We start from the raw sequence: 10,428 nt of genomic DNA, 5'->3' as shown, positions 1-10,428 counted from the left end.
CGACTCTATCAGACTCTTTCGGGCCCGACTTCCTCGGCGCTTTCCAGTTCCTGCGCTTTCGCGCTTTCCCTTTCCGGCGATTCCGACTCTATCAGCGATTTCCCGGCTCTCCGACCACTCGCCGTATTACCGAAAAGGCATACGAAAAGACGGATGGAGATCAAGATCGCTGATGAGAGGAGGAGTCCCGTCCATCTGCCGTTCGCGAGAAGTTCACACGAGGCGTCCTGGCGGGAGTCACGACAGTACAGGCCCCATGGTGCCCAAGCAAATCGATTCAGGCGTATGGTCTAGTCCACCGGTCTAGTCCACTAGTCTCCGTGCCGAAGGGCCAGCCCGGATCGGGACCTACATCGGGCGAACCCGAACATCAAGTGACATATCCTTCAGAAGAGTACGCCGTTCGCGACAGGCAGTGACGGCGACACGATGAGCCCCACCCCTGGGAGGCCCCCATGACCAGCGTGACGTCCCCACTTGCCGGGATCGCCATCGGACTCGCGGCAGTGCCCGATCCGGTGTTCTCCGGCGCGATGGTGGGACCGGGCACCGCTATTGATCCCGTGCGCGAGCCCTCGGAGGCGGTGTCCCCCGTCGACGGTGTGGTCGTCTCCCTGCACCCGCACGCGTACGTAGTAGTCGACAGCGAGGGCCACGGCGTACTCACGCACCTCGGGATCGACACGGTCCAGCTCAACGGTGAGGGCTTCGAGCTGCTCGTGAACAAGGGCGACACCGTCACCCGCGGCCAGGCCGTCATCCGCTGGAACCCCGCTGCGGTCGAGGCCGCCGGCAAGTCGCCCATCTGCCCCGTCGTGGCGCTCGAGGCGACGGCCGATTCCCTCTCCGACGTCGTCGACTCCGGCGACGTGAAGGCTGACGACGCACTCTTCAGCTGGCAGTGACGATTCCGCCCGTCATGGGCGAGTGAGTCGGACATCCACCGCGGCGGGTCGGCCCGCCGCTCAATCGGAGACGGGTGAAATGGAGACAACGCTGCGAGGCGTCGGCGTGAGCCACGGTGTGGCGATCGGCGAGGTCCGGCACATGGGCACGGCGGTCCTGGAGCCGCCGGCCAAGCAGATCACTGCGGACGAGGCGGAGCGCGAGCAGGGGCGCGCCCGTCAGGCGGTGAGTGCGGTGGCGGCCGATCTGATCGCGCGTGGCCAGCTGGCCGGTGGCGAGGCCCAGCACGTGCTCGAGGCCCAGGCGATGATCGCCGAGGACCCCGAGCTGATGGCGGACGTCGACCGGCGGATCGCCGTCGGCAGCACCGCCGAGCGGGGCGTCTACGACGCCTTCGCCGCCTACCGCGATCTGCTCGCGGGGGCCGGCGAGTACATGGCCGGCCGGGTGGCCGACCTGGACGACGTGCGCAACCGCATCGTGGCGCGGCTGCTCGGTGTGCCGATGCCGGGTGTGCCCGACAGCGACGAGCCGTACGTGCTGATCGCGCGGGACCTGGCTCCCGCCGACACGGCGCTGCTGGACCCGGCGCTCGTCCTCGGTTTCGTGACCGAGGAGGGTGGGCCGACCAGTCACAGCGCGATCCTCGCGCGGGCGCTGGGCGTGCCGGCGATCGTGGCGCTGCCGGGTGCGGGTGAGATCGCCGAGGGCACGGTCATCGCCGTCGACGGCAGCACCGGGGACCTGTTCGTCGAGCCCACGGCCGAGAAGCGGGCCGAGCTGGCGGCGGCGGCCGCCGAGCGCAGGGCGGCCCTCGCCGCCTCGTCGGGCCCGGGTGCGACCTCCGACGGTCACAAGGTGCCGCTGCTGGCCAATGTCGGCGGTCCCGCCGACGTGCCGGCGGCCGTCGAGGCGGGGGCGGAGGGTGTGGGCCTGTTCCGCACCGAGTTCCTCTTCCTGGACGACAGCAAGAAGGCGCCGTCCGAGGAGAAGCAGATCGAGTCCTACCGCAAGGTGCTCGAGGCGTTTCCCGAGGGCCGTGTCGTCGTGCGGGTGCTGGACGCCGGCGCCGACAAGCCGCTGGACTTCCTGACTCCGGCCGACGAGCCGAATCCGGCGCTCGGCGTGCGCGGGCTGCGCTCGCTGCTGGACCACCCGGACGTGCTGCGTACGCAGCTCACCGCGCTGGCGAAGGCGGCCGAGGGGCTGCCGGTCTACCTCGAGGTCATGGCCCCGATGGTCGCCGACCGCATCGACGCCAAGGCGTTCGCGGACGCCTGCCGCGAGGCGGGCCTCAAGGCCAAGTTCGGCGCGATGGTGGAGATCCCCTCCGCCGCGCTCCGGGCGCGCTCGATCCTGCAGGAGGTCGAGTTCCTGTCGCTGGGCACGAACGACCTCGCGCAGTACGCCTTCGCCGCGGACCGGCAGGTGGGTGCGGTGTCGCGGCTGCAGGACCCGTGGCAGCCGGCGCTGCTCGACCTCATCGCCATGTCGGCCGATGCCGCCAGGGCCGAGGGCAAGAGCTGCGGTGTCTGTGGTGAGGCCGCTTCGGACCCGCTGCTGGCCTGTGTGCTGACGGGTCTGGGTGTCACCTCCCTGTCGATGGGTGCCGCGTCGATTCCTTATGTGCGGGCGACGCTCGCGAAGTACACGCTCGCCCAGTGCGAGCGTGCCGCGGCGGCCGCCCGGGCGGCGGACAGTGCCGAGGAGGCCCGCGTGGCCGCGCAGGCGGTGCTCTCCGGCGAATAGCCGGACGGATCGTCGTTCCCCGAGGGGCTCTCGCCGGTGGCGAGGGCCCCTCGGGCGTCTCCGGCCGCTCTAGTGGTGGGGGCCTGGCGTGTCGACGTCATAGCCCGGGCAGTATTCGACGCCTGGTTCGGGGGCTACGGGCTCCCCCGTGTCGGCGTCCGTGCAGTAGGCGTTGAAGACGGCCGCGGCCGAGAGGGCGACGAGGCGGCCGCGGTCCAGGCGCCAGCCGTGGACCCGGTCGCGGTGGCCCTCGGTGGTGCTCCGCACCACCAGTCCCCCGGGTCCGCCCTGGGCGAGCCCGGCGGCCAGGACCGTCACGAAGTCGAGGCCTTCGCGGCCCTCGATGCGGGGTGGGGTGTCCGGGTCCTCGGTGGTCTCGGCGTGGAGGACGGCGACGAGCTGTTCCGCTTCGGTGGGGATGCTGCAGACGAAGTGGTGGTGGCCGGGGCCGGCGCCGGAGACGAGGCGTTTGAGCGCGTCGGAGGCGCGGTCGAAGGAGGCGTGGCCGATGTCCTCGCCGCAGTCCGCGCAGCGGCCGATTCCGGCGAGGAGGGTGGTGGCGTACTCCCAGGTGGCCTGGCGGACCGCCTCGTCGACGAGGAGCGGGACGATCTCGTCCACGGGCTGGCCGGTGTACGGCAGGACGGCGCTGCCGCCGCCGAGCTCCGCGGTGAATCGGGTGCGGGTCTCGGCCGTGTCGGGGTCAAGGCCGTGTTCCCCGCAGTACTCGGCGTACTCGTCGGGGTCGAAGAGGGCGACGGTGGTGTGGATGCCCCGGGCCGCGAGGGACCGGAGCAGGCCGTCGACGTGGCGGAGGTACTCGGCGTAGTCGGCGGGGTGGTCGAAGGTGAAGCTGCGGTAGCCGCACATGGCCGCGAAGTCCCCGGCGTCGGCCAGCAGGCCGAGGGTGCTGGGGACTTCGCGGCGCAGCGTGCGGCGCCTGTCCGTGTCGTGGTCGTTCCTGCGTGGCATGGCTCCCCCTGAGTATGCGATCTTCTGCTCACTCAGAGTAATCATCGCCACTGACAGTGACGTCGGGGTCAGCCGCGGGTGCGGGCCAGCTCCACGTAGAAGTGGAGGAGGTCGAGGTTGTCCACCGAGCCCGGGTTGACCGCCTTGGCCAGGGACGCGCCCTGGAGGAGGCGCTTGACCGGGACCTCGATGCGCTTGCCGGTGAGGGTGTGCGGGATGCCCGGGACCTCGATGATCTCGTCCGGGACGTGGCGCGGGGAGAGCTCCTCGCGGATCGTCGCCTTGATCCGGGCGCGCAGGTCGTCGTCGAGGGTGGCGCCGGGGGCGAGGTGCACGAAGAGCGGCATCCAGTAGCCGCCGTTCGGCTCCTCCAGCCCGATGACCAGGGATTCCTTGATCTCAGGGAGCCGCTCGACGGCCTCGTAGATGTCGGCGGAGCCCATCCGGACGCCCTGGCGGTTGAGGGTGGAGTCGGAGCGGCCGTGGATGATCACCGAGCCGTGGTCGGTGATCGTGATCCAGTCCCCGTGGCGCCAGACTCCCGGGAACATCTCGAAGTAGCTGTCGCGGTAGCGGCTGCCGTCGGGGTCGTTCCAGAAGTGGATCGGCATGGACGGCATGGGGTTGGTGACGACGAGCTCGCCGACCTCGCCGATGACGGGCTTGCCGGACGGGTCCCAGGCCTGCAGGTCGGTGCCGAGGCAGGCGGCCTGGAGCTCGCCGATGTGGACGGGGAGCGTGGGGACCGCGCCGGCGAAGCAGCTGCAGACGTCGGTGCCACCGCTGACGGAGGCGATCCAGAGGTCCTCGGCGACCTCGTCGTGGAGCCAGCGGAAGCCGTCGGGCGGGAGCGGGGAGCCGGTGGTGGCCACGCACTTCACGGCGGACAGGTCGAAGTCGCGCGCCGGGTGGACCTCTGCCTTGCGGCAGGCCATGACGTACGCGGCGGAGGTGCCGTAGAGGGTGGCCTTCGTGCGCTCGGCGATGCGCCACTGGGCGCCCGTGTCGGGGTAGCCGGGGCTGCCGTCGTAGAGGACGACGGTCGTACCGGTGAGCAGTCCGGAGACGAGGAAGTTCCACATCATCCAGCCGGTGGAGGTGTACCAGAAGAACCGGTCCTCCGGCCCGAGGTCGCAGTGCAGGCCGAGCTGCTTGAGGTGTTCGAGGAGGATGCCGCCCTGGGACTGGACGATGGCCTTGGGCAGGCCCGTCGTACCGGAGGAGTAGAGCACCCAGAGGGGGTGGTCGAAGGGGACCGCCTCGAAGACGGGCTCGGTGTCGGCGGCGGTGAGGGCGGACCAGTCGAGGGCGCCCTCGGGGGCGGGCGTGCCGAGGAGCGGGATGTGGACGACCGCGCGCAGGGAGGGCAGCTCGCCGCGGAGTTCGGCGACGGTGTCGCGGCGGTCGTGCTGCTTGCCGCCGTAGCGGTAGCCGTCCACGGTGAACAGGACGACGGGCTCGACCTGCTGGAAGCGGTCGAGGACGCTGCGGGCGCCGAAGTCGGGGGCGCAGGAGGTCCAGACGCCGCCGACGGCGGCGGTCGCGAGGAGGGCGACGGTGGCCTCGGGGATGTTGGGGAGGTAGCCGCTGACCCGGTCGCCGGGGCGTACGCCGAGGTCGCGCAGTTCGGCGGCGAGCGAGCCGACCTGGCGGCGGAGCTCGCCCCAGCTGACCGGCGTGACCTCGTGGCTCTCGTCGACGTACAGCAGGGCGGGGTCGCCGGCGCGGGCCGGGTCCTCGGCGGCGCGCAGGGCGTGCTCGGCGTAGTTGAGGGTGGCCCCGGTGAACCAGCGTGCGCCCGGCATGGAGCGGTCGGCGAGGACGGATTCGTACGGGGTGGTGAAGCGAACGTCGAACCATTCGGCGACGGCCTGCCAGAAGGTGTCGAGCTCGTCGACGGACCAGCGGTGCAGGGCGGGGTACCCCCCGTCGGCGGGGGCTCCGAAACGGGTCGCGGCCCAGGCCTGGAAGGCGGTGATGCGGGCCGCGGCGATCCGGTCGGGGCCCGGCGCCCAGAGGGGTTCCGGCTGCGTGGCTGAGGTCATGGGTCGGCTCCCGGTCAAGTCTGCGGCTCGCGCTTCGTGTGCGTACGGTGCCATCGCGCGGGGGGTGTACGCGCGGCGGCTCACAGGGACGATGCCATGTGATCGACCGCTGCACCAGGGTTGTCCTGGCCGGTCGGGTGACCTGCGGAGGGTGCCGCTGGCGGGTGAACGGCAGTTGAACGCCGTCCCCTCGGCCGGGGGCCGGTGGCAGGGTGAGCGGCATGAACGGTCGTGATCTGGTGCGTGCGGTGAAGGACATCGGTACGGAGCGCGGACGGCGCGCCTGGCTTTCGGCCTGGCGCCACCGGCGTGCGGACACGGTGGGGCTCCCGCGCCGGGGCGCGGAGCGGGCGCGCGTGCCGGGTCTGCTGACCGGTACGGAGCCCCACCCGGGCGGGGGCGTACTGCGGTTCGCGCGCTCGGAGCTGCTGGTACGGGTCATGGCGGGCGGCGCGGTGTTCTGGGGCTGGGACGGGGCCGGGCCGACGCCCTCGTACGCGGTGGTGGGCGACGGGCCGGAGCCGGATCCGCGGGCCGTGCTGGAGCCGGACACCGGGGGCGGCTGGCGGGTGGTGTCGGAGCGGGTGACGGTGGCGGTGTCCCGGCACGGGGCGGTGGAGGTGCGCACTCCGGGCGGGACGGTGCTGCGGCGGGAGGCGCCGCCGCGGTGGTGGGAGCCGGTTCCCCTCGCCGGGGAGGCTGCAGTGGGGGCCGGAGCCGCCTCGGGCGGGACCGATCCGACGGGGGATGCGGCCGGGGCCGGCGGGCCGGGGGTGGGTTCTGGTGGGAGTGGGGCCTGCGCTGGCGCGGTGGGCTCTGGTGGAAGCGGGGCCGGCGGCGGTGCGGCGGGCACTGGTGAAGGCGGGGCCAGCCGCGGTGCGGCGGGCACTGGTGGAAGCGGGGCCGGCGCTGGCGCGGCGGGCTCTGGTGGGAGCGGGGCCGGCGCTGGCGCGGCAGGCTCTGGTGAAGGCGGGGCCGGCGGGCCGGGGGTGGGTTCTGGTGGGGGGCGGTGGGTGCAGCGCAGTGAGGTGGCGGCCGATGCGCGGTTCTTCGGGCTGGGCGGGCGGGCCGCGGGGCCGCGGCTGCGGGACGGGGCGTACCGGCTGTGGAACACGGACCCGAAGGGGGGCTTCGGGCCGGGTGTCGATCCGCTGTACCTGACGATGCCGGTGCAGATGGTGGTCGCGGACGCGGGAACGCACCTGGTGTTCCACGACAACACCTGGGACGGGCGGGTGGTGCTGCGGGAGGGCGAGGAGGGGGCGGGCTCGGGGGCGGACCGCCCCGGTGCGAGCGAGCTGCGCATGGAGGGCGGGCCGCTGCGGTGCTGGGTGCTGGTGGGGACGCCGGCGCGGGTGCTGCAGGGCTGGTCGGCGCTGACGGGCGCGGCCGCGGTGCCGCCGGAGTGGGCGCTGGGGTACCAGCACGCGCGGTGGGGGTTCGGGAGCGCGGCGGAGGTGCGGCGGGTGGTCGAGGGGTACGCGTCGCGCGGGCTCGCGCTGTCGGCCGTGCACCTGGACATCGACCACTACGACGGACACCGGGTGTTCACGGTGGACGAGCGGGCCTTTCCCGATCTGCCGGGGCTGGCCCGGGAGTTGCGGGAGCAGGGGGTGCGGCTGGTCTCGATCGTGGACCCGGCGGTGAAGACGGGGGACGCGGTGCACGTGTCGGGGCGGGCGGTCGGGGCGGCCGGTGCCTTCGTGCGGGACGCGCGGGGCGAGGAGGTGCGCGGCGAGGTGTGGCCGGGCGAGTGCGCGTACCCGGACTTCACGGATCCGGCCGTACGGGACTGGTGGGGCGGGCTGTACGAGGAGCGGCTCGCGCAGGGCTTCTCCGGTTTCTGGCACGACATGAACGAGCCGGTGTCCTTCGCGCCGTTCGGGGACGCCACGTTGCCGCGGTCGGCGCGGCACACGATGGACGGGGCCGGCGGGGACCACCGCGAGGGGCACAACGTGTACGCGCTGGGGATGGCGCGGGCGGGGTGGGAGGGGCTGGTGCGGCTGCGGCCCGCCGAGCGGCCGTTCCTGTTCTCCCGGTCGGGCTGGGCGGGGATGCAGAGGTACGGGGGCACGTGGTCGGGTGACGTGGAGACCAGCTGGGAGGGGCTGCGGGCCTCGCTGGCGCTGGTGTTGGGGCTCGGCCTGTGCGGGGTGCCGTACTCGGGCCCGGACGTCGGCGGCTTCGGCGGTTCGCCGTCACCGGAGTTGTACGTGCGGTGGATGCAACTGGGGGCGTACCTGCCGCTGTTCCGGACCCACTCGGCGATCTGGGCGGGGCGGCGGGAGCCGTGGGAGTTCGGGCCCGAGGCGGCGGAGCAGGCGGCGGCGGTGATGGCGGAGCGGGAGCGGCTGCGGCCGTACTTCGTGACGCTGGCGCACCTGGCGCGGCGGACGGGGGCCCCGTACGTACGGCCGGTGTGGTGGGGGGCGCCGGAGGAGCGGCGGCTGCGGGACTGCGAGGACGCGTTCCTGCTGGGCGACGCGCTGCTGGTCGCCCCGGTGCTGGAGTGCGGGGCGGACCGGCGGGCGGTACGGCTGCCGCGGGGCCGGTGGTACGACACCGCGACCGGGACGGCGTACGAGGGCCCGGGCCAGATCCTGCTGGACGCCCCGCAGGGGCGGATTCCGGTGCTGGCGCGGGCGGGGGCCCTGCTGCCGGTGCGCTCCGCGGGGGGTGACGGGGTGGAGCTGGAGGTCTGGGCGCCGGCCCGGGGGCGTACGGGGGGCGGGGTGGTGATCCGGGACCCGGGGCCGGGGTTCGAGGCGGGCACGGTCGAGCGGTACACCGTGCGGTGGGCCGGGGACGAGGTGGTGGTGGAGACGGAGGCGGGCGGCTCCGTCTCCACGGGGGTCACCGTGCGGGGGCTGTAGGGGCGGGTGGGGCCGAGTGGGTGGGCGCGGTTCAAGATCGGGGCTCCGCCCCGGACCCCGCGCCTCAAACGCCGGCGAGGCTGGATTGGCCGCCGGCCGAGTGGGCGGGCGCGGGTTCAAGAACGGGGCTCCGCCCCGGACCCCGCGCCTCAAACGCCGGCGAGGCTGGATTGGTGGCCTGGCGGGACTGAGAGGTCCTTGGCAGCAGTTCCGGACTACGGGTTGTACTTGCCCGCGAACCAGGCGGCGGCCGCCTGGGTGTGGAGGGGGAAGGCCAGGGGGGACGGGGTGTGCAGGATGTGCCAGCCCGTGGTTTCGTCCGTCGGCTTCGAGGCGGGGAGGTCGGCGGCGCGGCGGGGCGGGAGGAGGCCGAAGAGGAGGAGGTGGCCCGCCGGGGAGCTCAGGGCGTCGGCGAGGGTGACCTCGGAGGCCGGGGCCGTGATGCCGGTCTCCTCGCGGAGCTCGCGGACGACCGCGTCGCGCCAGTCCTCGCCGAAGTCGATGAAGCCGCCGGGGAGGGCGACGCCGCCGAGGGCCGGCTCGATGGTGCGGGTGATGACCACGAGGCCGGTTCCGTCAACATCCTCGACAGGGAGGAGGGTGACGGCCACCGGGAGCGGGTTGCGGTAGGCGGTCGCCCCGCAGGCGGTGCAGGAGCGGGGCCACGCGGGGGTGGCGTAGGGCGCTCCGCAGGTGGAGCAGTGCGAGTCCTTCAGCTGTGCCGGCATCCGGCGATGGTATGCCAAGGGGTATGCGGATGACGGCTGTTGTGGGTGTGCTCGCGGTGCTGGCCGGCGGGGCGGCGGCGCCCTCCGGGCACGGGCCCGGACACGGGTCCGGGCCCGGGTTCGTGGCGCTGCGCGAAGTGGATCCGAGCGTCCGGGAGGACATGCGGTACGCCGGTGCGCGGAATTTCACCGGTGGGGTGGTGGACGGGTACGAGGAGCCCGTGTGCCTGCTGGCCCGGCCCGCCGCCGAGGCGCTGCGGCGGGCGCAGCGGGGGCTGCTGCGGCGCGGGTACGCGCTGCGGGTGTACGACTGCTACCGGCCGCAGCGGGCGGTGGACCGGTTCGTGCGGTGGGCGCGGGAGGCGGACGGCCCGGACGACGCGGCGGCGAAGGCGGAGTTCTATCCGAACGTGGAGCGGAACCGGCTGATTCCGGAGGGGTACATCGCGGAGAAGTCCGGGCACAGTCGCGGGAGCACGCTCGATGTGACCCTGGAGGAACTGTCGGGCCGGCCGGTGGACATGGCGACCGCCTTCGACTTCTTCGATCCGCTCTCGCACACCGATGATCCGCGGGTCACGGGTGCCGCCCGTGCCCATCGGCAGTTGCTGAAGGGTGCGCTGGCCGAGCAGGGCTTCGTGAATCTTCCCGAGGAGTGGTGGCACTTCACGTACAAGCCGGAGGCGTATCCGGACACGTATTTCGATTTCCCCGTCGCTGTCGCCTCCGTGCGCCCGTGAGTACCGTGCCCGCATGACTTTCAGCTCGTACGAAGAATTCTGGCCGTACTACGTCGCGATGCATTCCCGGGCCGCCACCCGCTGGATCCATCTCACCGGCACGCTCACGGGGCTCGCGCTGAGCGTCTACGGGGTGGCGCGGGGCCGCAAGCGCTACCTCGCCGCGCTCCCCCTGATCGGATACGGGACCGCCTGGCCGGCGCACTTCCTGATCGAGGGGAACAATCCGGCCACCTTCGGTCATCCGGGATGGTCGCTGCGCGGGGACGCGCAGATGATCCGGATGATGCTGGCCGGGCGGGACGCGGAGCTGGGCGAGATCGCCCGGAAGTGGCTCGCCGAGAACCCGTGCCAGGGGTGCCCGCCCGTGACAGACTTCTGACGATCCGTCAGAAGTCTGGCTAGGGAGGGG

Annotated in this window: 8 protein-coding genes; 5 read left to right on the top strand and 3 right to left on the bottom strand. The window is 73.0% G+C overall.

Annotated features, from left to right (window positions below):
• Positions 1-455 precede the first annotated feature (455 nt).
• Together ACIPYQ_RS28095 and ptsP are read left to right on the top strand one after the other, a co-directional pair.
• Positions 456-905 (top strand): PTS glucose transporter subunit IIA, encoded by a 450-nt coding sequence (locus ACIPYQ_RS28095; RefSeq protein WP_361769327.1) that lies wholly within the window; start codon positions 456-458, stop codon positions 903-905.
• Positions 906-984: 79 nt separating this feature from the next.
• Positions 985-2,655, top strand: a complete 1,671-nt coding sequence (gene ptsP / locus ACIPYQ_RS28090; protein ID WP_401256361.1) for a phosphoenolpyruvate--protein phosphotransferase — start codon at positions 985-987, stop codon at positions 2,653-2,655.
• 69 nt (positions 2,656-2,724) lie between these two features.
• On the opposite strand, the gene ACIPYQ_RS28085 is transcribed toward ptsP, so the two are convergent.
• Complete coding sequence (locus tag ACIPYQ_RS28085; protein WP_361769323.1) at positions 2,725-3,627, bottom strand: hypothetical protein; 903 nt, start codon at positions 3,625-3,627, stop codon at positions 2,725-2,727.
• A 68-nt stretch (positions 3,628-3,695) separates the two neighbouring features.
• Positions 3,696-5,672 carry an acetoacetate--CoA ligase gene (locus ACIPYQ_RS28080; protein WP_401256358.1) on the bottom strand — a complete coding sequence of 659 codons (1,977 nt, stop codon included), beginning with the start codon at positions 5,670-5,672 and terminating at the stop codon, positions 3,696-3,698.
• 221 nt (positions 5,673-5,893) lie between these two features.
• On the opposite strand from ACIPYQ_RS28080, the gene ACIPYQ_RS28075 reads away from it, so the two are divergent.
• Entirely contained in the window at positions 5,894-8,548 is a 2,655-nt protein-coding gene (locus tag ACIPYQ_RS28075) for a TIM-barrel domain-containing protein (protein WP_401256355.1), read from the top strand.
• A gap of 215 nt (positions 8,549-8,763) precedes the next feature.
• Here ACIPYQ_RS28075 and ACIPYQ_RS28070 read toward each other — a convergent pair whose 3' ends face one another.
• Entirely contained in the window at positions 8,764-9,276 is a 513-nt protein-coding gene (locus ACIPYQ_RS28070) for an NUDIX domain-containing protein (protein WP_361769319.1), read from the bottom strand.
• Between the two features lie 29 nt (positions 9,277-9,305).
• Between ACIPYQ_RS28070 and ACIPYQ_RS28065 the strand changes: the two genes are divergently transcribed.
• Both ACIPYQ_RS28065 and ACIPYQ_RS28060 read left to right on the top strand, forming a co-directional pair.
• The gene (locus tag ACIPYQ_RS28065; protein ID WP_401256351.1) at positions 9,306-10,016 is read left to right on the top strand and encodes a M15 family metallopeptidase; all 711 of its coding nucleotides are present in this window, start codon (positions 9,306-9,308) and stop codon (positions 10,014-10,016) included.
• 13 nt (positions 10,017-10,029) lie between these two features.
• Positions 10,030-10,398 (top strand): DUF962 domain-containing protein, encoded by a 369-nt coding sequence (locus ACIPYQ_RS28060; protein ID WP_361769315.1) that lies wholly within the window; start codon positions 10,030-10,032, stop codon positions 10,396-10,398.
• Positions 10,399-10,428: the final 30 nt, after the last annotated feature.

It is taken from the genome of Streptomyces sp. NPDC090045 (genome assembly GCF_044747975.1).
Classification (GTDB): domain Bacteria; phylum Actinomycetota; class Actinomycetes; order Streptomycetales; family Streptomycetaceae; genus Streptomyces.
The sequence above is the reverse complement of the archived record's forward strand: the minus strand, read 5'-3'. Positions and strand labels throughout refer to the sequence as shown.

Coding starts and splice junctions, on each gene's coding strand:
- ACIPYQ_RS28095 (WP_361769327.1), top strand. CDS start 456: ATGACCAGCGTGACGTCCCCACTTGCCGGGATCGCCATCGGACTCGCG.
- ptsP (WP_401256361.1), top strand. CDS start 985: ATGGAGACAACGCTGCGAGGCGTCGGCGTGAGCCACGGTGTGGCGATC.
- ACIPYQ_RS28085 (WP_361769323.1), bottom strand. CDS start 3,627: ATGCCACGCAGGAACGACCACGACACGGACAGGCGCCGCACGCTGCGC.
- ACIPYQ_RS28080 (WP_401256358.1), bottom strand. CDS start 5,672: ATGACCTCAGCCACGCAGCCGGAACCCCTCTGGGCGCCGGGCCCCGAC.
- ACIPYQ_RS28075 (WP_401256355.1), top strand. CDS start 5,894: ATGAACGGTCGTGATCTGGTGCGTGCGGTGAAGGACATCGGTACGGAG.
- ACIPYQ_RS28070 (WP_361769319.1), bottom strand. CDS start 9,276: ATGCCGGCACAGCTGAAGGACTCGCACTGCTCCACCTGCGGAGCGCCC.
- ACIPYQ_RS28065 (WP_401256351.1), top strand. CDS start 9,306: ATGACGGCTGTTGTGGGTGTGCTCGCGGTGCTGGCCGGCGGGGCGGCG.
- ACIPYQ_RS28060 (WP_361769315.1), top strand. CDS start 10,030: ATGACTTTCAGCTCGTACGAAGAATTCTGGCCGTACTACGTCGCGATG.